The sequence below is a fragment of the Ensifer sp. VA4 genome (assembly GCF_055710065.1).
This window is the reverse complement of the sequence record NZ_JBVQPO010000024.1, coordinates 22926-45374: the sequence shown is the minus strand read 5'-3', so window position 1 is coordinate 45374 and position 22449 is coordinate 22926. Positions and strand designations below refer to the sequence as shown.

The 22449-nt window shown below is 61.1% G+C and carries 17 protein-coding genes; 11 read left to right on the top strand and 6 right to left on the bottom strand.

All coding sequences use genetic code 11. The features are described 5' to 3' along the window. Window positions 1-92: 92 nt before the first annotated feature. Complete coding sequence (locus AC0C6X_RS28550) at window positions 93-2090, bottom strand: putative bifunctional diguanylate cyclase/phosphodiesterase (protein ID WP_247959880.1); 1998 nt, start codon at window positions 2088-2090, stop codon at window positions 93-95. 312 nt (window positions 2091-2402) lie between these two features. Here AC0C6X_RS28550 and AC0C6X_RS28545 point away from each other — a divergent pair, with 312 nt between their 5' ends. Continuing rightward, window positions 2403-3446, top strand: coding sequence for a class I SAM-dependent methyltransferase (locus AC0C6X_RS28545; protein ID WP_472956390.1), 1044 nt, complete (start codon window positions 2403-2405; stop codon window positions 3444-3446). Between the two features lie 101 nt (window positions 3447-3547). Here AC0C6X_RS28545 and AC0C6X_RS28540 read toward each other — a convergent pair whose 3' ends face one another. After that, window positions 3548-4147, bottom strand: coding sequence for a TetR/AcrR family transcriptional regulator (locus AC0C6X_RS28540; protein ID WP_173520237.1), 600 nt, complete (start codon window positions 4145-4147; stop codon window positions 3548-3550). Between the two features lie 275 nt (window positions 4148-4422). Here AC0C6X_RS28540 and AC0C6X_RS28535 point away from each other — a divergent pair, with 275 nt between their 5' ends. Further along, entirely contained in the window at window positions 4423-5586 is a 1164-nt protein-coding gene (locus AC0C6X_RS28535; RefSeq protein WP_173520238.1) for an efflux RND transporter periplasmic adaptor subunit, read from the top strand. Further along, window positions 5583-8678 (top strand): efflux RND transporter permease subunit, encoded by a 3096-nt coding sequence (locus AC0C6X_RS28530; RefSeq protein WP_472956387.1) that lies wholly within the window; start codon window positions 5583-5585, stop codon window positions 8676-8678. Before AC0C6X_RS28535 ends, AC0C6X_RS28530 begins: the two co-directional genes overlap by 4 nt. Window positions 8679-8757: 79 nt before the next feature. Here AC0C6X_RS28530 and AC0C6X_RS28525 read toward each other — a convergent pair whose 3' ends face one another. Genes AC0C6X_RS28525 through AC0C6X_RS28515 form a run of 3 tightly spaced genes read right to left on the bottom strand, consistent with a single transcriptional unit; the run spans window position 8758 to window position 11415 of the window. Beyond that, entirely contained in the window at window positions 8758-9516 is a 759-nt protein-coding gene (locus tag AC0C6X_RS28525; protein WP_472956386.1) for an iron ABC transporter ATP-binding protein, read from the bottom strand. Beyond that, entirely contained in the window at window positions 9513-10481 is a 969-nt protein-coding gene (locus AC0C6X_RS28520) for an iron chelate uptake ABC transporter family permease subunit (RefSeq protein ID WP_472956384.1), read from the bottom strand. Before AC0C6X_RS28520 ends, AC0C6X_RS28525 begins: the two co-directional genes overlap by 4 nt. Next, window positions 10471-11415: an ABC transporter permease gene (locus AC0C6X_RS28515; protein WP_472956382.1), complete on the bottom strand. Its 945-nt coding sequence runs from the start codon at window positions 11413-11415 to the stop codon at window positions 10471-10473. Before AC0C6X_RS28515 ends, AC0C6X_RS28520 begins: the two co-directional genes overlap by 11 nt. Window positions 11416-11664: 249 nt before the next feature. Here AC0C6X_RS28515 and AC0C6X_RS28510 point away from each other — a divergent pair, with 249 nt between their 5' ends. The 7 genes from AC0C6X_RS28510 to AC0C6X_RS28480 all read left to right on the top strand — a co-directional run bounded on the left by AC0C6X_RS28510 (window position 11665) and on the right by AC0C6X_RS28480 (window position 20566). After that, entirely contained in the window at window positions 11665-12594 is a 930-nt protein-coding gene (locus AC0C6X_RS28510) for a siderophore ABC transporter substrate-binding protein (protein ID WP_247959874.1), read from the top strand. 1070 nt (window positions 12595-13664) lie between these two features. After that, the gene (locus AC0C6X_RS28505; protein WP_173520244.1) at window positions 13665-14459 is read left to right on the top strand and encodes a helix-turn-helix transcriptional regulator; all 795 of its coding nucleotides are present in this window, start codon (window positions 13665-13667) and stop codon (window positions 14457-14459) included. A 547-nt stretch (window positions 14460-15006) separates the two neighbouring features. After that, the gene (locus AC0C6X_RS28500; protein WP_173520245.1) at window positions 15007-16047 is read left to right on the top strand and encodes a UDP-glucuronic acid decarboxylase family protein; all 1041 of its coding nucleotides are present in this window, start codon (window positions 15007-15009) and stop codon (window positions 16045-16047) included. Window position 16048: 1 nt separating this feature from the next. Next, on the top strand, window positions 16049-17029 hold the full coding sequence (galE, locus tag AC0C6X_RS28495; RefSeq protein ID WP_173520246.1) for a UDP-glucose 4-epimerase GalE: 981 nt from the start codon (window positions 16049-16051) through the stop codon (window positions 17027-17029). Continuing rightward, window positions 17029-19023: a glycosyltransferase gene (locus tag AC0C6X_RS28490; RefSeq protein ID WP_472956379.1), complete on the top strand. Its 1995-nt coding sequence runs from the start codon at window positions 17029-17031 to the stop codon at window positions 19021-19023. Before galE ends, AC0C6X_RS28490 begins: the two co-directional genes overlap by 1 nt. Window positions 19024-19072: 49 nt before the next feature. Then, window positions 19073-19588: a DUF995 domain-containing protein gene (locus tag AC0C6X_RS28485; RefSeq protein WP_173520247.1), complete on the top strand. Its 516-nt coding sequence runs from the start codon at window positions 19073-19075 to the stop codon at window positions 19586-19588. An 18-nt stretch (window positions 19589-19606) separates the two neighbouring features. After that, the gene (locus AC0C6X_RS28480) at window positions 19607-20566 is read left to right on the top strand and encodes a glycoside hydrolase family 26 protein (protein WP_173520248.1); all 960 of its coding nucleotides are present in this window, start codon (window positions 19607-19609) and stop codon (window positions 20564-20566) included. A gap of 156 nt (window positions 20567-20722) precedes the next feature. Here the strand turns inward: AC0C6X_RS28480 and hppD are convergent, their stop codons facing one another. Continuing rightward, window positions 20723-21835, bottom strand: a complete 1113-nt coding sequence (hppD, locus tag AC0C6X_RS28475; protein WP_247959871.1) for a 4-hydroxyphenylpyruvate dioxygenase — start codon at window positions 21833-21835, stop codon at window positions 20723-20725. A 131-nt stretch (window positions 21836-21966) separates the two neighbouring features. On the opposite strand from hppD, the gene AC0C6X_RS28470 reads away from it, so the two are divergent. Next, window positions 21967-22446 carry an Lrp/AsnC family transcriptional regulator gene (locus AC0C6X_RS28470; protein WP_065375464.1) on the top strand — a complete coding sequence of 160 codons (480 nt, stop codon included), beginning with the start codon at window positions 21967-21969 and terminating at the stop codon, window positions 22444-22446. Window positions 22447-22449: the final 3 nt, after the last annotated feature.

Genomic DNA, 22449 nt, shown 5'->3' with positions numbered 1-22449 from the left:
CGGCCAAAGCGCAATATGTATTGGCGCGCTGTATTAAAGTTGTGCCTCGGTTGTATACAGCGCTCGGGCGCACAGTGGCGCAACCACCTACCCTAGGATCGCGCGCCGTTTCGTAGCGGGATGCGGGGCTTGTCCGGCGGCGTGCGGAAGGTCTCTGCCGGCGCAGGGCGACCGACGTGAAAACCCTGGACCTGGTCGATCCGGAAGCGCCGCATCAGCGCCAGTTGCTCGTCGGTCTCGACACCTTCGATCAGGATCTTGTGGCCGCGGTTCCTCACCAGGCCGATGATGTCCTGCAACATGGCGCGACCCTTGGGTGTACTGCAATCATGCAGGAACGAACGGTCGACCTTCACGGTATCAAAATCGATCAGGCGCAGCCAGGAAAGGCCGGCAAAGCCCGTGCCGAAGTCATCCAGCCATATGCGGATGCCGAGAGTCTCGAGGTCGCTGATGCAGCGCAGGATGCCGGAGTGCATCTCCATCTCCAGCCCTTCGGTGATTTCGAAGGCAAGGCGGCTGCCGGCCACGCCGGTCTCGCCGAGGATCGCGGCGACCGAGGTTGCAAAGCCCGGAGTCTTCAGCTGAATCGGCGAGACGTTGACGCTGACCAGCGGAATGTGGTTGTCGACGAGGAGCTCGTGGCAGACGGTCTTGATCGCCCAGCGGCCGAGGTCGAGAATGGCGCCGGTGCGCTCGGCAACCGGAATGAAAAGGCTCGGCGGGACCGACGTGCCGTCCAACATCGTCAGGCGCATCAGCGCCTCGACGGCTTCGACCTCACCGGTCATCACGTTCCTGATCGGCTGGTAGACGAGCGATACCAGATTCTGATCGACCGCGATCTTCAGAAGCGCGGCAATGTTCTCGCTTTCGTCGCTGCTTTGCGGATCATTCGGGTCGAACAACTTGGCGCAGTTTCGGCCGCTCGCCTTGGCGGCATAGAGCGCACGGTCGGCCTCGTGGATGATCTTCTCGAGCTTGGCGCCGGTCTGGTTGCGGGTGAAGGCAGCGCCGACGCTGACGGTCACGATGGAGACCCCGTCGCGCCGCTGCTCATGCACCAGCCGCATGTTCTCGACGGTACGGCAGATGACCTCGGCCAGCTCGGCTGCCTGCGCCAGGGTGTCCAGGCGGGCAAGGACGATGAATTCTTCGCCGCCGTAGCGGCCGATCGAACCGTTATAGTCCTTGATCGCCTCGCCGAGCGCATTGGCCACCAGAACCAGGCAGCGATCGCCCTCCTGATGGCCGTAGCAGTCATTGTATTTCTTGAAGAAATCCACGTCGATCAGCATGGCGGCGAAGCTCCTTCCGAGCTTCTGCCAATCGTTCCAATAATCGCGCAGTTGCTGGTCGATGGCGCGGCGGTTGTCCAGGCCGGTCAGGGGGTCGGTGTTGGATAGCCGCAGGAGCGCCATGCCGCGTTCCGACGCCTCGTTCTGCTGGATCTTCGCCTCGAAGGCGTTCAGGAAAACCTTATAGCGCTCGCGGTTGAGCTTCCAGTTCACATAGGAGGTGAAGATGAAACAGGAGACATAGAAGGTCCCGAAGGCGATCAGATAGGCAGGATCGTGTTCGGAGAAGAACGACAGCGCGACGAAGAACGTCGTGAGCACGATGCCGGAGGCGACGACCGAGAGGCGGAATCGGAAGCTGAAGAAGAGATTGGCGCCCATCATGAAGATCGCGCCGAAGATCATGTAGTAGGACATGCTGGCCGAGTCCGCCGTCGTCATCGCGGGGACGAGCCAGCCGATATAACCGAAAACAAGCGCCGCGGCGCAGGTCCCGTCGAGCCACTTGGTTCGCGCCTTGATGCGATAGAGGATCTCGAAACACAGGAGCGCGCTGATGCCGATGACGAGGCGTGCGAGGATCGTATAGAACGCGACATCGGGGACCAGCAGGATGTCGATTGCGAAAAACAACAGGTAGACGGCAACCGCGACCCACAGGCCCTGCCTGGTTGCCGCGCGCCGGCCAGCCTCGCCCTCCATTCGATAGAGTGTCTGAAGCTCAGCCAATTGCGGCCTGTGCGGCTGCTTGTGCAGGTCGATGTCAACTACGTCGGCCAACGTGTGCTTCATGCACTGATCCATCGCGTTGCGTCACGGTCAACGGAAACGGTCGTCGCTTTTCCATCAATGGACGTTGTTTCGGACACTCCATGCTTGCCATCCGCTTCAAGCCTGCAACAGAAGCGGGTGGTGCGGGGTGGGATGATAGGAGGTGTCCATTAAGTTTTGTTAAATTAAAGGGCCGGAACACCCAGGATTAGGTGTAACCCAAAGGGAGGAAGCACGAGAATTTACCTTATTATATACAAAAACTTGCAAACCGAGCCGTAATGCGCGCATCTTCGCGACCATTGTTAACAAAGCATTAACGGATGGTCTCGCGTGCGCCAATTTCAAACGGTTTTCGACGGTCAAAGCCTGATTACTCCCAAGGCGATGGCCGATGAGTTCATTTCGCCCAGGAGCGATCGACACGACGAACAGCTCACGGTCGGCAAGGCCGAGCTCGCAGTGATTCTCAGGATTGCGCAGGAGCAGTTCTTGCAGGGAACGGACCCGGCGAAGATTATCGATCGGCTTGCCGCCGCTCTTCATGATACCCGGGCCAAGTTCCACCCGAACGTTTGGCAGGAACTGATTCCGATCGCCCAGGCGCACCCGGTGTCGGAGTACTTCCTCCAGGATCCGTTCACCCGGTGGTCCTTCGAAAAGCCCCGGGGTTACTCGGGCGACGCACAATTGCTCGATTTCATCTATGGCCACGCGAGCGTTGCCAACGAGATCGAGCGTGCATCACCCATCGGACGAGCGCTCTATGATTACACCAAGGACGCGTCTTCCTCGGTCGCGGTGCGTGAGCGTCGCGACCTTCTGACCCGTCACGTCGACGAGATCGCAGCCAGCCGCGGTACCCAGGCGGAAATTCTGACGATTGCCGCCGGACATCTGCGCGAAGCCAACCGCTCGGTGGCGCTCGAAGAGCGCCGCATCAAGCGTTGGGTGGCGCTCGACCAGGATCCGCTCAGCGTCGGTTCGATCAGCCGCGACTTCGGCGGCACCTGCATCGAAGCCGTGGATGGCTCCGTCCGCAGCCTGCTTGGCCGCGACCAGAAGCTCGGCAAGTTCGACTTCATCTATGCCGCCGGCCTCTACGACTATCTTGCCGACAAGGTGGCCATCAAGCTGACCCATCGCTGCCTGCAGATGCTGAAGCCGAACGGTGTTTTCCTGTTTGCCAATTTCGCCCAGGATATCGGCGTCGACGGCTACATGGAGACCTTCATGAATTGGGCGCTGTTGCTGCGTTCGGAGGCGGACATGTGGAACATCATCCGTAAGAGTGCGGGCAAGGCCGCCGTCGACGCGCGCGTCCAGTTCGGCGCCAACCGGAACATCGTCTACGGCATCATCCAGAAGCATTCCTGATTTGCTTCCGTCTTGACGGGCCCTCCGGCGAAGGCCGGAGGGCCTGAAATCAATGACCGCGGCAAGCGAATGCTTGCTTCGCCCATTCCGTTCGCAAGGCATTAGCCTTGCGGGCGGAGAAACCGGGTCAGGAGGAGCCGCAGCATCGCGCCTTCATCCTTCGGCTTGAAGCCGGGGTCGACAGCGACCCGGCTGAAGATGCCGTCGATGATTGCGGCGATCCATCGGGCGGCACCGGCGGCGTCCACAGTCCGATCGATCTGATTTCTGCTGGCCGCGCCGCGAAGCAGCGCTGCAAGGGCTCCCTGAAGCTCGGCGTCATTGGCGGCGGCGAGCGTGCCGATCCGCTCGTCGCGCATCGCTTCAGCGGCGATTTCAAGCGCCAGGCTCGAATAGGTCGGGTCGCCCGCGAGCTCGAGAACAGTATCCATGAAACCGAGCAGCGCGGCGAACAGGTCTTCGGCTTCACCCAATTTACGGAAGATCTCCGCCGTCTCTTGACGCTCCTCCTCCACGATCGCCGCGATAATGGTGTGCTTGGTCGGAAAATAATGGAAAAGATTGCCCGGGCTCATGCCTGCCTCGGCACAGATTTCGGCAGTCGATGTGCCGTGAAAGCCCTTTCGCGCAAAACAGGCGATTGCTGCATCGAGGATCAGTCGGCGTTTGGCGGCGTGTTTCTCGGGGTCGACCTTGCGCATCGCCAATTCTCCTTGCTGGCCGGTCTCATTATTAGACCGAACACTCTAATTTCGTGGGGTAGCGCGCCGCTGTCAAGGTCGTCCGCTGACAGGAACTCCGCCATCTTCCCGCAATGCTGGTGTGGGATCTGCCTTACAATTGTCGCTTTTGATGGATCAGATAATTAGATCGATTGATCTAATTATTATACGGCGCACTTTGCCCGACCTCGAGGCCGAGAGCTCGGACCGCCCATTTCCGATCCGACCGGCCTTGCCAATGGAAAGCCAATGAAATGAGACGTACAGTTGAGTTGAACGTCATCCTTGCTGCGCTCGTCGCACTCGCCATGACACATGGTGTGGCGCACGCCTCCGGGGAGGCTGCAGCCTCCGTTCCCGTCGACGGCGCCGCAATCGCCCGCACCGTGTCGACATTCGTCGCCGACAGCCGTCCCCAAGAGTGGACACGATCCTTTGCCGGTATCTTCGTCGCTCGCGAGGAGATTGCCGTCGGCACGACCCTGACCGATCAGCGTATCGCCAAAGTCGAGGTAGAGATCGGCGACCGGGTTACGGCCGGGCAGGTGATTGCCCGATTGGAGACCGACATGCTGGAAAACCTTCTGCGCGAGGCGGAGGGCCGGGTGGCGCGTGCCGGCGCTACGATGGCGCGGGAGGCGGAAACGGTCACGCAGGAGCAGAGGAAGCTCGCCCGTGCCCGGCAATTGCGCCACCTTCAAGCCGAAACCATTCTCGAGGAACGGGTCTCGGCGCTCGCGATCGCCGAGCAGGCGGTGAAGGTGGCGCGGGCCGACTACGAGCAGGCGGAAGCGCTCGCGGCCGAGGCCCGCCGCAAGCTCGAACGCGCCGTCATCCTGGCTCCCGCCGCGGGAATCGTCTCCGAGCGGCTTGCCCGCGCCGGTGCGCTTGCGGGCTCGGATCCGCTCGTCAAGCTGATCCGCGACGGCGAGATCGAGTTCGCCGCAGAGGTCCCGGAAACCGAACTGCCGCTGCTCGCCGTCGGCCAGATCGTCAGGGTCAGGCTCTCCGGTCGCAGTGACTGGATCGAGGGGACGGTGCGGGTGATCAATCCGAAGATCGATCGCGAAACCCGGCTAGGCACCGCTCAGGTCACGCTGAAAACGGGCACGCCGCCCTTTGCCGGCACCTTCGGCCGGGCGGAGATCGTCGTGGCCGAGCGCAAGGCGATCATGGTCGGCGATTCCGCGCTGCTTTACGGGGCCCCCGACGGTACGGTTTCGGTCTTTGTCGTCGATGCCGGCAAAGTGACCCGCAAGACGGTTCAGCCGGGCATGCGCCAGGGTGGCAAGGTCGAAATCGTCTCCGGGCTCGCACCCGGCGACCGGGTCGTTCTCAAGGCCGGGGTGTCGCTGCGCGAGGGAGAGGCGGTCCTGGCGAGAGATGTCCAGCCGGCACAGGCGGGCGAGCTGCAATGACCAGCAACATCTCTGCCTGGGCGATCCGAAAGCCCGTTCCGACGATCGTTCTGTTCGTCGTCTTCACATTGATGGGCATCGCCTCGTTCCTGCGGCTGCCGGCCAATGCCAATCCGAGCGTATCATTCCCGGTCGTGACGGTTGTGATCACGCAGCCGAGCGCCCAGCCGGCCGAAATGGAAACGCAGGTGACGCGCCGCGTCGAAGGCGTGGCCGCCGGCCTTGTCGGGGTCAGCCACATGCGCTCGACCATCACCAATGGCGTGTCGACGACCACGGTCGAGTTCAAAATCGGCACGGATCCCGACCGCGCCGCCAACGACGTGCGCGAGGCCGTGGCGCAGATCCGCTCCGACCTGCCGCAGTCGATCCAGGAACCGATCGTCTCGCGCGTCGATGTCGACGGCAGCGCCATCGTCTATTACGCGGTGCGCGCCCCCGACATGTCGCCGGTGGAACTCACCTGGTTCGTGGACGATACGATCAACAGCGAACTGCTGACGCTGCCCGGCGTGCAGAAGGTACAGCGTCTCGGCGGCGTCAATCGCGAGGTCCGCGTGTCGCTCAATCCCGAGCGTCTGCTGGCGGCCGGGGTGACGGCCGACCAGGTGAATACGGCGCTGCGTGAGATCAACACCAACATCCCGAGCGGACGCGGTGAGATCGGTGGCCGCGAGCAGTCGATCCGCACGGTTGGCAGCGCCGCCTCGGTGGAGGAATTGTCGCGCCTGTCGATCCCGCTATCGGGCGGCCGCTGGGTGCAGCTTTCCGATATCGCGACGATCGAGGATACGTCGTCCGAACCGCGCAACTTCGCGCGCGTCGACGGCGAGCCGGTCGTCAGCTTCTCGGTCTCGCGCAGCAAGGGGGCGAGCGATACCGTCGTTGCCGACGCCGTTGCCGCGCGACTGAAGGAAATCCGCCAGCGCATGCCGGGGGTCGAATTCACGGAGCTGATCTCGCTCGTCGAATACACGCAGGAAAGCTACGACGCGGCCGTCACGGCCCTGATCGAAGGCGCGATCCTGACCGTCGTCGTCGTTTTCGCCTTCCTGCGCAACTGGCGGGCGACGCTGATCTCCGCGCTTGCCATGCCGCTCTCCATCCTGCCGACCTTCGCGGTGATGGACCTGCTCGGCTTCACCCTCAACGGCATCAGCCTGCTGGCGCTGACGCTCGTCATCGGCATTCTCGTCGACGACGCCATCGTCGAGATCGAGAACATCGAACGCCACGTCGATATGGGCAAGCGCCCATTCATCGCAGCGATCGACGCAGCCGACGCGATCGGTCTTGCCATCGTCGCCACGACCCTGACGATCGTCGCGGTCTTTGCACCGGTCAGCTTCATCGGCGGCGCAGTCGGGCAGTATTTCAAGCAGTTCGGCCTGACCGTTGCGATCGCCGTGCTGTTTTCGCTGGCGGTGGCTCGCCTGCTGACACCGCTGATGGCGGCCTACCTGCTGCGGCCAAGGGGCGGCCATGGCCATTCCGGCAAGCCATCGCGCATTGCCGACGGCTATCGCCGCTTGCTCGGCTGGACGCTCGATCATCGCAAGACGGCTTTGTCGCTGGTCGCCCTGATCTTCATCGGCTCGATCGGGCTGCTGACGATGCTGCCGACCGGCTTCCTGCCGACGAGCGACAGCAACGTGTCGCAGCTCAAGATCACCCTGCCGCCGGGCACGCGGCTTGAGGAAACGGCCCGCATCTCCGACCACCTGGTCGCTCAGATCAAGGCAAAGCCTGAGGTCGACAGCGTTCTGGCGACGGCGGAAAACCTCAACGAGGTGTCTCTGCGCATCAAGCTCAAGCCGCGCGAGGAACGCGGGCTCGATCGCAAGTCCTTCGAGCTTTCGCTGCGCCCGCTGTTGGCGGCGACGCCTGATATCCAGGCAACGTTCTCGTCCGTCGAGGGGGTCAAGGATCTGTCGATCTATCTGACGAGCGACGATCCGGAGGCGCTGATGGCTTCGGTGCGCCGTCTCGAAAAGGAGATGCGTGCACTTCCCGGATTGGTCAACGTTCAGTCCACGGAGCCGCTGCTTTCGCCGGAGCTGCTGGTCAAACCGCGCTTCGACGAGGCGGCAAGGCTCGGCGTTTCGGTGACCTCGATCGGTACCGTCGCCCGCATCGCCACGATGGGTGATAGCGAAAGCAATTCGGCACGCTTCAACCTCGGCAATCGCCAGGTGCCCATCCGCGTCATGCTCGACCAGTCGGCCAGGGGTGACGTCGATACGCTCCGCAATCTGAGGGTCGGCACGAATGCCGGCACCGTGGTGCCGCTGACATCGGTCGCCGATATCTCTTTCGGCGCGGAGGAAAGCAGCGTCGAACGCCTGGATCGCAAGCGCCTGATCGCCGTCGAGGCCAACCTCAACGGCATCACGCTCGGGACCGCGTTCCAGGCGATCTCGGCGCTGCCGGCCATGACCGAACTGCCCTTGGGCGTGTCGCAGGCCAACTACGGCGAAGCGGAGTACATGTCGGAGATGTTCCGCAACTTCGCGCTGGCGTTGCTTGCCGGCATCCTGATGGTCGCGGCGGTTCTGGTGCTGTTGTTCAAGGATTTCCTGCAGCCGATCACCATCCTGGTGGCCCTGCCTTTGTCGATCGGCGGGGCGGCGCTCGCCTTGCTGCTCTTCGGCGCTTCGCTCGATCTCTCGTCGACGATCGGCATCCTCATGCTGATGGGCATCGTCTGCAAGAACTCGATCCTGCTCGTCGACCATGCGATCGAGTGCCGCAACGGGGGTGCCGATCGGCGGACGGCCTTGCTGACGGCGGGCGTCACCCGCGCGCGGCCGATCATCATGACGACCATCGCCATGGTGGCGGGCATGGTACCCGCCGCGATCGGCATCGGCGCCGATGCCGCGTTCCGGGCACCGATGGCAATCGCCGTGATCGGCGGCCTGATTACCTCGACGATGCTCAGCCTCGTCTTCGTTCCCGTCATGTTCACCGTGATGGACGACATCAATGCGAAGCTTGGTCGCCGGCTGAAGCGGTTCTCTTCTGTGACGGACGAGGACAGGGCAACGGATGCGGCCCGGATCGGCCAGGGCGCACGGGGCGCCGCTGGGTAGCGCAGAGCGCGCAAGCGCGGTCCTATCGATCAAGGCGCGTTGCACGGGATTACCGTGCGGCGCGCTTAGAGCATCCGCCCTATTCGAAATAATTGACCAACCGCTTTTCGCCGACGGCGTGAACGTGGCAATCGACGTCGAAGATCGCTCTCAGGCGGGCTGGCACGATCATCTCCTCCGGCGGTCCCTCGAAGGCGAGGCGACCGCCCTGCATCGCGACGATGCGGTCGGAATAGGCGGAGGCGAAGTTGATGTCGTGCAGGACGACGACCACGGTCTTGGCGAAATCGTCGGCCAGTCGCCGCAAGAGCTTCATCGTCTCGACCGCATGCTTGATGTCGAGATTGTTGAGCGGCTCGTCGAACAGCATGTAGTCGGTGTCCTGGCAGAGCACCATGGCGATGAAGGCACGCTGGCGCTGGCCGCCCGAGAGCTCGTCGAGAAAACGGTTCCGATAGGGATCGAGCCCGAGATAGGCGATCGAGCGTTCGATGTGCTCGGCGTCGGCTGCCGTCAGCCGTCCCTTGGAATAGGGGTAGCGGCCGAAGGCAACGAGGTCGCGCACGCTGAGGCGGGCGGTGACGTGGTTGTCCTGGCGCATGATCGAGAGCCGCCGGGCCAGCACATCGCCAGCCGTGCGGCTGACGTCGAGACCGTCGACCAGCACCTTGCCCGTATCCATCGGCATCAGCCGGCTGACGATCGACAGCAGCGTCGACTTGCCGGCGCCGTTCGGTCCGATGATCGAGGTCAGGCCGCCGGCGGGCAGCGTCAGCGACACCCGGTCGACGACCGTGTTGCCGCCGTAGGATTTCGTCACCCCCTGGATTTCGATCATCGGGCGGAACCTCGGACAAGCAGGAAGATGAAGACAAGGCCACCGGAGAATTCGATGACGATGCTGAGTGCCGTGTTGAAGGCAAACAGCCGCTCGAGGATGACCTGACCACCGACGAGCGTGGCGATCGCGATGGAGACGGCGACCGGCAGCACGAAACGGTGGCTGGCGGTGGGTGTCAGTTGCCAGGCAAGACCGGCGACCAGCAGGCCGAAGAAGGTGACCGGTCCGACGAGCGCGGTAGAAACCGACACCAGTACCGCGATCAACACCAGGAGGAGGGTGACGACGCGCTGGTGATCGACGCCGAGGCCGATCGCTGTCTCTCGGCCGAGCGAGAGCACGTCGAAGGCCGGCGAAAGCCGCCACAAAACGAAGGTCGCGGCAAATGTGGCAACAGCGGCAATGCCAAGCAGATTGGCATCGATGCTGTTGAAGCTCGCAAACAGCCGGTCCTGGAGCACGACGAACGCATTGGGATCGAGGATGCGCTGCAGGAAAGACGAAAGGCTGCGGAACAGGCCGCCCAGGATGACGCCGACGAGCATCAGAAGATGCAGGCTGCGGCTGGCGCCGGAAAACAGGGCGCGAAACAGCAGGAGCGAGAGGCCAACCATGACGGCCATTTCGACGAGGAACTGCAGCCGCGGATCGATGCTGCTGGCGCCTGCAGCACCCAGGAAGAACACCATGATCGTCTGCAGCAGCGTATACATGGCATCGAAGCCGATGATCGATGGCGTCAGGATTCGGTTGCCGGAAATCGTCTGGAACAGCACGGTGGAGACGGCGATCGCATAGGCGACGAGCACCATGCCGAGCAGTTTCGTGCCGCGGAAGGAGAGGAGGAAGGACCAGCTTCCCTTGGCACCGATGGTCATGAAGGCGACCATCGACACGAATGCAAGCGCGGCAGACGCAAGCAGGATGATGGAGGGTGCGGTCCTTTTGACATCAGCCTGCATGGGATCGCCTCGAAAGCAGGAGACGGAGGAAGACCAGGCTGCCGATGACGCCCATGACGGTTCCCACGGGAATTTCGTAGGGAGCGATCAGCCGCCGTCCGACGATGTCGCAGGCGAGCACTAGGCCGGCGCCGGAGACGGCGACCACGGGCAGCGTGCGCCTGAGATTGTCGCCCATGATCAGGCTGACCATGTTCGGGACCACGAGGCCGAGGAACGGGATCATGCCGACGGTGGCGACCACCGTCGCCGTGACCATCGAGACGATGGCAAGCCCGAGTGTCACGACCTTATCGTAGTTGAGCCCGACATTGCGTGCGATCGCCTCACCCATGCCGATCACGGTGAAGCGGGCGGCGGTCGCATAGGCGAGGAGAGTAAGCGCGAAGCCGATCCACAACAGCTCGTAGCGGCCGCGCAGCACCACCGAGAAGTCTCCGGACATCCAGGCGCCCAACGATTGCATCAGGTCGTAGCGATAGGCGATGAAGGTGGTGATGGCGTTGACGACGCCGCCGAGCATGAGGCCGATGAGCGGCACCATCAGCGCCGAGCGCAGGGGAATGCGCCGCAGGATCTGCACGAACAGGGCCGTGCCGGCAAGCGCCGTCAACACCGCGAAAACCATCTTGCCGGCCACCGGCAGATCGGGAGCGATGAGCATGGCGAGCAGCATTCCGAGTGCGGCGGATTCGGCGGTCCCCGCCGTCGACGGTTCGACGAAGCGGCTGCGCGCCAGCATCTGCATGATCGTGCCGGATACCGCGAGGCCGGCGCCTGCGAGCATCAGCGCAAGCGTACGCGGCAGGCGGCTCTCGACGACCAGGAACCAGCCGCGGCCGTCGTCAGTTGTGGCGAGGCTGCCGACGCCCGTGAAAACGCTGACGGTGGCAAGCAGGAGGATGACGGGGATGGCGATCAGGGCCGGCTTCATCGTTCGGGCTCGTCCCGCCTGTTGTTCGTCTTGACCACCGTCTGCATGTTCCTTGCCGTTATGAACGACGCTCCTTCCGGAACGCTCAAGCTTGCCGTCGGGTCGGGGCACTCCCCGGACGGTTCGCCTTAGTCTTATATATGAACTAATCAGTCAAGTTTACTGCGACATCTTCGGCAATCGGAAGCTGTGCATTGCCCTCATCGAAAAATCGCGCTACGACGACCGGAAAAGATGAGGAAAATAGTCATGAATATATCGTCGTTTTCTAATGGTCTGCGCAGCCTCGCCGTCGCGGCGACAATGGCAGTCGTCGGCGCGCCGACCGTCATGGCCGAGACGCTGAAGATCGAGCACAGCAGCGGCGTCACCGAGGTGGAGAAAAACCCGAAGACGGTGCTGGTTTATGACTTCGGCATGCTGGAGACGCTGGACATGCTCGGCATTCCCGTTGCCGGCGTTCCCGGCTCGGCAATTCCGCCTGCGCTCGCAAAATACAAGGCGGATAGCTATCCGAAGATCGGCACGCTGTTCGAGCCCGATTACGAAGCCATCAATGCGGCGGAGGCGGACCTGGTGATCGTTGGCGGCCGGTCGCAGGCGAAATATGCCGACGTCGCCAAGATCGCGCCGACGATCGACCTCACCTCCGACGACAAGGACCTCATCGGCAGCGTCAAGAAGAACGCCGGGATCCTCGGCCAGATCTTCGGCAGGCAAGCGGAAATCAAGGCAAATGTCGACAAGCTCGACGCCTCGATCGAAAAGCTCCGCGGCATCGCGGCGGAGAAGGGCACTGGCCTCATCCTGCTCACCACAGGCGGCAAGATCAGCGCCTACGGCAAGGGATCGCGTTTCGGTGTGTTGCACGACGTCTTCGGCATCAAGCCGGCCGATCCGGATCTGCAGGTGGCCACCCACGGCCAGGCGGTTTCCTATGAGTATATTCTCGAGACCAATCCGGATTGGATCTTCGTCGTCGATCGCGATGCGGCCATCGGCCAGCAGGCGCAGCCGGCGGCGGCGTTGCTCGACAATGAACTGGTGCGCCAGACGAAGGCCTGGAAGGATGGCCATGTCGTCTATCTCGACTCCGCCAAGCTCTATCTGACCGCCTCCGGCCTGAAGTCGCAGCAGGATATCGTCGACCAGCTGACACAAGCGCTCGAGAAGAAGTAGGTTCACCGAGACCCATTATCCGCCTTGCCTTTCGTGAAGGCGCTCGACCGGAGCGAGTGCAAAGACCGAGGCTGGCTCGAGGAGCAGGGATCCGGCCCCCTGGTCGAGGGCGCCGAGGCGGTGTTTCGATTAAATGGGAGCCAACACCAAATACCCTTAAATCTTACGGTATTTTTGCCGGGGTTGGCTCCGTTTTGAGGAAGAAACAGTATTCTAATCCGACTTGTATTGCTTTATCGAAATAAATTTCGACTTTATACTTTTTTTAAATGACGGAGCGGATCGAGATCCGCAATCGATTAATGTATACTCTAAACTTACTCGGGACTACGCTTACGCCACGCGCTGGGTTGAATGGAAATGAGCGGAATAGCGTTCCGCCGAAACCCAAGCTGGATACTCAAAAACGAAATGCCAATGTGACTCCAAATGCGGGCGCGCGGAAGATACCCATTCTAGTTAGTGGGTTGTAATTATTGGCTCTTTTCGGCGTAATCCGCAGCCTCCAAGCCGTTGTTATAGCGTTTGAATTTGCGCAGGCCAACGTGGCCGTCGACGCCGACCATGCGATAGTTCTCACGCATCTTCGCGCGATCGCTCGATCCGCTTCGCCTGCGCCGCCAACTCACTAGCTCGAAGGAAGTATTTTTAGGTATATCGGCCGAAGTGGATGGATCGGCAGCGCCGAGAATACCTGGGGCAGCTAATCCATCTTTTCGTCTCGGAACGGGCTGCCTTTCGCGGAAATGGGTGGGGCGCCGTGTCCGATGGAAGAGCGGTCGTTGCCATCGGGATGGCATTTTTCGCGCGCCAATGCGTGAGCCAGTCGCCGTGTAACCCAAAGATGGTTCGATTTATAACGATTTAAGGACACTCAGGGGGCGCCAATAATCCTTTTGGGTTGTTTCGTAATGAAGATCTTTACGTTACATTAGCTATCGCGAATTTTCTCCGGGGCGGGAAGTCGCCGTGATGCATAGTGGTTCCGAATAAATTTTCTGAAAGTGTGGTGCACTGCGGGAAAAACGCGGCACCCATAAAAACAAATGGAAAAATCCTAGGAGGGCGTAATGTATCCGGGAAGCTCCAGCGTTGATGATTTTGAAGAAAACAACAAGGCATTGTCGCAGAAGAAAAAGATTGTCATGCTCGCCAAGATTGATCTGTTTGCCGAGTGCCTGATGCAGGCGGTCGGTTCGCGGTTTCAGGGGCACGACATCGTCTGCTTTTCCGATCCGGACAATCTGTTGGACGGCAGTCTCGTCGACGTGACGCTGATCATGCTCTACCGTATGCCGGCCAAGTCCTTTCCAGCAATCTTGCGGACCATTCACGAGTTTCACCCCAAGACCTCGATCGGTCTGGTGGTGGAGAATGCCGACGAACTCGATCCGTCGATCGCCGGCTTCGTTGAGGAACGGTTGATCCACGGCGTTCTGCCGCTGAACCTGAACCTGGACGTTTGCCTTGCAGCCATCGATTTGCTGATGAAGGGGGGCGAGCACTTCCCCGCCGCCTTGCTGCGGCGGCTTTCGCCCGAGCCCTTCGCTGCGAGCAGCCTCTATGGCCGGCGGTCAGAGCTGTCCGGGGCGAGCGCGGGGGCAGGTCGGCGCAAGCGCGATGCCGGGCCCGACGGATTGACGACCCGCGAAGTTCAGATCCTCGATCTGATCTGCAAGGGAACGCAAAACAAGATCATCGCCGATCGTCTTGGGTTGTCCGAGAATACCGTCAAGGTTCATGTCCGCAACATCTACAAGAAGATGAACGTTCGCAACCGCACGGAAGCGGCGTCGCGTTACTTCACCAACGATGCAGCGGCCGAGCGCGGTGGCGACACGCTTTCGTCGCGCTGGAAGAACTAAACTCGGAAGCATCGGCCAAGCATTTCATTGCTGTGCCTCGACACGATCGAGAGCGCAGTTAATTGCGTTTTGACTGCCCGTGAGGGTCTTCATGCCAGCTTCCCGTGACCTCGCTTGTGGCGAAGGATGGTCCCACGGCGGAACACGCGACCCGATATCGTTTGACGGCTACTCCCCCGGAAAAAGCAGGATTTCTAGAGTGACCGGTAGTCCGTAGTGATTACATTATGGTTAACAAAGGATTAAGCGACTATTTCTTTCTGGATTATAGCGTAATTACGCATAAGTATTTTAGGATTACTCTATTATTATTTCAGATTATATTATATCAATCGATATTGTTTTAGTTGACTGGTCAGTAGTTATTTGATAACTAGCTAATATTGAAATTGAAGATAAGTAGGTATTGAGATGAGTTGTAGAATTCGTGTTCTGTCGGGTCGTGCGTGAAATTTTAATAAAGAAACAAATTCCTTATTATATTTCCTATGGGCAGCCCGATCTCCAATCGCCATGAGAATGGTGTTTACAATAATTGGAGGTGCGCATGCGAAAGGTCGTTCCGTGGCCGTTGTCAGTCGTCGGGCAACGAGAGTTTCTAAAGAAAATCGCAGGAATACCAAGGAGAATTCTAGTAACAGGCGGAAGTGGTTTTCTTGGTTCTCATATTTGCGAAAGACTTCTTTCTCTAGGTCATACGGTTATTTGTCTCGACAATTTTTCAACGGGACGGCGCGAAAATCTCTCTCACTTGGTGCAGAACCCGCATTTCCACATCATCGATCATGACGTTCGCAATCCCTATCTGATCGATGCTGACGTCATCTTCAATTTTGCTTCTCCGGCATCACCGCCCGACTATCAGGCCGATCCGGTCGGCACTCTCATGACCAACGTCCTCGGCGCGCTGCATGCACTCGAAAACGCGCGCGCCACCGGCGCCACGGTCATCCAGTCCTCGACCTCGGAAGTCTATGGTGATCCGCTCCTCAGTCCGCAGCGCGAGGTCTATTTCGGCAACGTCAATCCGATCGGCCCACGTGCCTGCTACGATGAAGGTAAACGGTCGGCCGAAACCCTGTTCTTCGACTACCACCGATGCCATCGGGTCAAGATCAAGGTCGCGCGCATCTTCAATACCTACGGCCCGCGCATGCGTGCGGACGATGGCCGGGTGATCTCCAATTTCGTCGTCCAGGCCCTGCTCGGCAAGGACCTGACGATCTATGGCGACGGGCAGCAGACCCGGTCCTTCTGCTATGTCGACGACCTGATCGACGGTTTTCTCCGGCTTTCAGTCTCGGCTGGTGATTGCATCGGCCCGATCAACCTCGGCAATTCCGGCGAATTCACGGTTCTCGAGCTTGCGGAAATGGTGCGGTCGCTCACCGGCTCACGCTCGCGCATCGTTCACCAGGCAGCGGTCGTCGACGATCCTCGTCAGCGCCGTCCGGATATATCGCACGCGCTGACGGAGCTCGCCTGGGAGCCGAAGGTCATGCTGCGCGACGGGCTCGAGCGCACCATCGCTTACTTCGAGGGCCGCCTCAGCGCAGGCGATCGCGCAACGGCGGGACAGGCGGTATGAGATGTCCCGCGTCGTACTCGTCACCGGCGGTGCCGGTTTCATAGGAAGCCACACCTGCAAGCGCCTTGCCGAGCAGGATTTCGTTCCCGTCGTCTATGACAATCTTTCGACGGGGCACAGGACCAACGTAGGCTGGGGTCCCCTCGTTGAAGGCGAGCTCGAGGACACGGAACGGCTGGCGACGGTGATCCGGACGTTTCTGCCCGAATGCGTGATCCACTTTGCGGCTTCCGCCTATGTCGGGGAATCCGTCGAAGACCCGGGAAAATACTACCGCAACAATGTCGCAGGCAGCATCGCGCTGCTAGAAGCCTGCCGTGCAACCGGGCTTGCACGCATCGTATTTTCCAGCTCCTGCGCCACCTACGGCGTGCCGCCGCGGCTTCCGATCACCGAGGACACGGAGCAACTTCCGATAAACCCCTATGGGCGCACGAAACTGATGATCGAGCTGATGCTCGGCGACTACGCACGCGCCTATGATTTTCGTTCCGTCGCCTTGCGCTACTTCAACGCCGCGGGCGCCGATCCGGAAGGGCAGCTCACGGAACGGCACGATCCGGAAACGCATCTCATACCGCGCGCCCTGATGGCGGCGGCCGGCGGGATCGAAAGGCTCGACGTCTTCGGCGACGATTATCCCACGCCGGACGGAACCTGCATTCGCGACTACATTCACGTGACCGACCTCGCCGACGCGCATGTCGCGGCCGTCAACTATCTGCGTGACGGCGGCGAGGTGCTGCGCGCCAATCTCGGCTGCGGACACGGAACCTCGATCCGGCAGGTTCTCGAAGCCATCGATCGCGTCACAGGGCGACAGGTTCCCGTGCAGATGTTGCCGCGTCGCCCCGGCGATCCGCCCGTGCTCTATGCCGACACGAGCCGGGCGCGGCAGCGGCTGGGCTTCCGCCCGGCGCTCTCGGACATCGACACCATCATCCGCACGGCGGCGCCAGGTTTCGGGCTGGAGGTGCGGTGATGAGCTGGGCGGCCGCACTCGGTGGTTTTCGCCACTCTGCCGATCTCGCGCATGCGGGGCATGTCAATCCGCATCTGACGGCACTGTTTTCCGGGCGTCTGCAGATGCTGAACATATTGGGCGTTACCGCGTGGTTCGCGGCCTTCGTGTATTTCTGGCGGTGGTGGCTTGATCCGGCCCATGTCATGGACTGGCCGTCCTACATCCTCATCACCGTCGTCGTCGGGTGGATCACTCTGCTGCCGGTCTACTTCATCATGATCTTTTCCGGCGCGAAGGTGGCCACCGTGAGCAACGGTCCGGTACCCCGGGGACGTATCGCGATGGTCGTCACCAAGGCGCCGTCGGAGCCGTTCGCCGTCGTGCGCAAGACGCTGCAGGCGATGCTGGACCAGACCGGCTGCGATTTCGATGTCTGGCTGGCGGATGAGGACCCGTCGCCGGAAACGCTTTGCTGGTGCGCGGCCCACGGGGTTTTCATCTCAACGCGAAAGGGTGTCGCCGAATATCATCGCGCCGCCTGGCCACGCCGCACGCGCTGCAAGGAAGGAAACCTTGCCTATTTCTACGATCACTACGGCTATGAGCGCTACGATTTCGTGGCGCAGTTCGACGCCGATCACGTGCCCGAAAGCACCTATCTCGTCGAGGTAATGCGTCCCTTCAACGACCCGTCGGTCGGCTATGTCTCGGCGCCGAGCATATGCGATGCGAATGCCACCACAAGCTGGGCGGCACGCGGGCGGCTTTATGCGGAGGCAAGCCTGCATGGCTCCCTGCAGGTCGGCTACAACAACGGCTGGGCGCCGTTATGCATCGGTTCGCATTACGCCGTGCGGACAAAGGCGCTGAAGCAGATCGGCGGGCTGGGTCCGGAACTCGCCGAAGATCATTCGACGACGCTGATGATGAACGCCCATGGCTGGCGCGGCGTGCATGCCCTGAACGCCATTGCCCATGGCGACGGGCCGGCGAACTTTGCTGATCTCGTGGTTCAGGAATTCCAATGGTCGCGCAGCCTCATGGCGATCCTGTTGAAGTATTCGCCTGTATATGTGCCGAAGCTGTCGCCGCGGCTGCAGTTCCAGTTCCTCTTTTCGCAGTTCTGGTACCCGCTGTTCTCGTGCTTCATGGCGCTGATGTTCGTGATGCCGATCGCGGCGCTTTTCATGGGGCGGATCTTCGTCGCGGTCGACTTTCCCGATTTTCTGCTGCATTTCGTGCCTTTGTCGCTGGTGCTGGTCGTGCTCGCCTATTTCTGGCGTTCGACCGGCACCTTCCGCCCGCATGACGCGCGGGTGCTGAGTTGGGAGACGATCCTGTTCCTGTTCGCGCGGTGGCCCTGGTCGCTGCTCGGCTGCCTGGCGGCGGTGCGCGATCATCTGAGCGGCTCGTTCGTCGATTTTCGCATCACGCCAAAAGGCGGCGGCGCAGCAGGTCCCCTGCCGCTTCGGGTGCTGATGCCCTATCTCCTGCTTTCCCTGATGTCGGCGCTCGCCGTCTGGTTGATCGCCGATGCGGGAACGGCGCGCGGCTTCTACGTCTTCGCCGGGATCAACGCTCTTCTCTATGCCGGGCTCGTGGTGGTGATCCATGTTCGGCACGCGCGCGAGAACGGGCTGCCTCTCGTGCCGCGTTCGACGATGACCGCGATGATGGCCGGCTCTCAGGTGCTGGTCTCGGTCCTGTCCGCCCAATCGGCCGTGCGTCACGGTGCCGAGGCCACGGAGGCCCTGTCGCACGGCCTGGGCTTCGTGACGTTCACCGAGGCGAAATTCGCGGTTGCCGGCGCCGGACTCGGCACGAAGCTGAGGATCGTTCGCTTCCATCTGCAATGGAAAGGCTTTTCGCAGCCGGCTGAGAGCCGAGCACGGTTCGAACCTGCCCGGTCACGGCCCACCGCTAAGGGCGTCGAAAGACGGAGTGTCAGCGAAGCGGAATACCGGGAAACGACGACGACAAGGAAGGTCGGCCGATACTTCGTGCCGTCATGACAGCGGCGAGAAATCGAGTGTGTAAATCTCCAACACGAGGAGAATGGCGATGAAAGGGTCGACAAAAGTCATGATTCTGCCGCTGTTGCTGCCGTTTGCAGCTGCCGCGGTCTACTTGGGCGCCGAGCCGGTCAAGGCGAAGATGGAGATCAAGCCGACGCCGCTCAGCGCTTATGAAGTCTATTTGCTCTACCGCAACAAGACCTGGCAATGGTCGACCGGCGGCGCACGCTTTACCGCGCATGACCGAAAGCTGGTGGCCTTTGTCGACAAGGGCAACGGTGACCGATCCTTCGCCGAAGGCAACTGGTATGTCAGCGACCTCGGCATGATGTGCATGCAGGCCGTATGGACGACTGCGGTCGATGCGGGCGATGCTCGGACCTGTTTCGGCCACGCCAAGATCGGCGACACGATCTATCAGCGGAAAGTGCCAAACGGCGAGTGGTATGTCTTCAAGCACGCAAAGCCCAAGCCCGATGACGCTTACTACAGCCTCGTCGCGCAGGACGACATCACGGCAAAGGCATTGCATCTCAAGGAACAGTTCCTGGCCAAGAAATAGAGGCAGCAGGAGGATGAAATGAAACGCAAATTGGCATTCGCGCTCAGCACTGCCCTGGCCCTGCAGCTGGACTTCGGCAGCCTGGTGTCCGCGCTGGCGCAGGAGCAAGCCAATCCTGCGGGCAATGCCGGACAGACCGAGACGATGATCGACAAACGTCCCATCATGCACCCCGGCGGAACGAAATTCGGCGCCTATGATCCGCATGGCGACTTCGGCGCCCAGAGCGACGTGACGACCGAGGCCCTGTTCCTGCCGTGGGAAGACGTCGATCTCGCATCCTTGCGCACCGCTGACGAGTATGCGCTTCAGCGCAAGCGCAATCTGCTGATCACCATCGAGCCCTGGTCCTGGTCGCTCGACTGGAAACTGACGCCGACGCAGCTCCGCGACCGGATGCTCAGGGGCGAATATGACCCCAACATGGAAGCGATCGCCGACGTGATTGCCGAGCTGAAAAGCCCGGTCATCGTGCGCTGGGGGCAGGAAATGGAAGACACCTCCGGCCGCTTCTCCTGGGCCGGGTGGCAACCTCAGGATTGGATCAAGGCCTACAGGCACGCCATGGACATCGTGCGCAAGAAGGCGCCGAAAGCGCAGATCATGTGGTCGCCGAAAGGGCTGCCGAACCTCGAAGCCTACTATCCGGGTGACGATTATGTCGATCTCGTCGGGCTGTCCGTCTTCGGGCTCGAGCCCTTCGACAAGATCGAGTACGGCGGACCGAAGACATTCGCCGAGGCGCTGAAGCCCGGCTACGACCTGGTGGCCAAGTACAACAAGCCGATCTGGGTGGCCGAACTCGGATGGGAAGGCAGCCAGGCCTATATGCAGCCGTGGATGAACGCCGCGACACAGCCGGATCCGCAGTTCCCGAAACTGGCCGAAGTCGTCTACTTCAACGATCGTGACGTGATCGAATGGCCGCATGACCTCGGCCGCCCGAACTGGCGCGTCGTCAATGATGTCACGAACTGAGTTCGACGACTGCGCTACCTGTTCGATTGTGCACGCGGACGCGATCGCGTTGTGAGATGTCGGCTCCATAGAAAAGCCCCTCGCTTGGGGCGAGAGGCTCTTGAGCTTCGAGAGGCCGGCCCTGCGTCCGGCCAAGATTTTCCGGGCCAGGCCTGTTTACTCGGCCGCCTGCGGTCCCAGTTCGCCGCGGCGGATCTGGTCGGCTTCGATCGATTCGAACAGGGCACGGAAATTGCCCTCGCCAAAGCCTTCATCGCCCTTGCGCTGAATGAACTCGAAGAAGATCGGGCCGATCACGGTCTTCGAGAAGATCTGCAGCAGGATCTTCGTCATGCCGCCATTCACCACACCTTCGCCGTCGATCAGGATGCCGTGTTTCTTCATGCGCTCGATCGGCTCGTCATGGCCGTGCACGCGTTCGCGTGACATCTCGTAATAGGTTTCCGGCGGGCCGGGCATGAACTTCAGGCCATTGTCGGCGAGCTTGTCGGTGGCATCGTAGATCGCTTCGGTGCCGACGGCGATGTGCTGGATGCCTTCGCCCTTGTACTTGCGCAGATATTCCTCGATCTGGCTCGTATCGTCCTTGGATTCATTCAACGGAATGCGGATCTTGCCGCAGGGCGAGGTGATCGCGCGGCTGACGAGGCCGGTAATGCGGCCGTCAATGTCGAAGAAGTGGATCTGCGTGAAGTTGAAAAGCTCACGGTAGAAGGCCCACCACTTGTCCATGTTGCCGCGATAGACGTTGTGGGTCAGGTGGTCGAGATAATAGAAGCCGACGCCTTCCGGCTTCGGGTTGCGCTCGCCGGTCCATTCGAACTCGGCCTCGTAGGCCGATCCCTTGGCGCCGTAGGTCTCGACGAAATAGAGCAGCGAACCGCCGATGCCGACGATGGCCGGAACGTCGAGACACTTGTCGTTGCCTTCGTAGGGGATCGCGCCCTTCGAGACCGCATGGTCGAAGGCGTGCTTGGCATCGACGACGCGCCAGGCCATGGACGGCGCGCAGGGGCCATGCTGATCGACGAAGCGCGTGGCATGGGAACCCGGCTCGGCATTCAGGATGTAGTTGATGTCGCCCTGCCGCCAGACGGTGATGTTCTTGGTTTTGTGCTTGGCGACCGGGCTGTAGCCCATGCGGGTAAAGAGTTCGGCAAGCTTCTCCGGTTCCGGATGGGCGAACTCGACGAATTCGAAGCCATCCGTGCCAGCGGGGTTTTCGGCCGTGATTTTTGCCGGCGGGGCGTCATGCGGGAAGGGGCCCATCGGAAGTCTCCTCTCATTCTTCCAAACTTTGCTGGAGTATGACGCAATTCCCATGCATGATGCTTGTATTCTTGCGCCGTTTGGACAGGATGGCGCACGAAACATGCGAAATACTGTATTAGGGTGCACGAATGGAGCAACTTGACGGCTTCGATCTCAAGATCCTCAGCGAATTGCAGCGCGACGGGCATCTGACCAACAACGAACTGTCCGAACGTATCGCGCTTTCGCCGTCGCAATGTTCTCGGCGGCGCACCCGGCTCGAAGCGGAAGGCTATATCACCGGCTATCAGGCACAGATCGATCGGCAGAAGCTCGGCCTCGATCTGATGGTGGTGATCTCGGTGACGCTCGCCACCCACAATCGCGACAATGCCAAGCGGTTCGGCAAGCTCGTCTCCAGCCTGCCCGAAGTTCTGGAGGCCTATGCGCTGACCGGCGAGATGGATTATCACCTCAGGGTGGTGACGCCGGATCTCGCCGGGCTTTCGCGCTTCGTCAACGACGTGCTGCTGCCCCATGACAGTGTGCAGCATGTGAAGACCTCGATCGTGCTCGAAACGCTGAAAAGCTTCGAAGGCGTGCCGATCCCGGAGCGGATGAAAGGCTGAGCT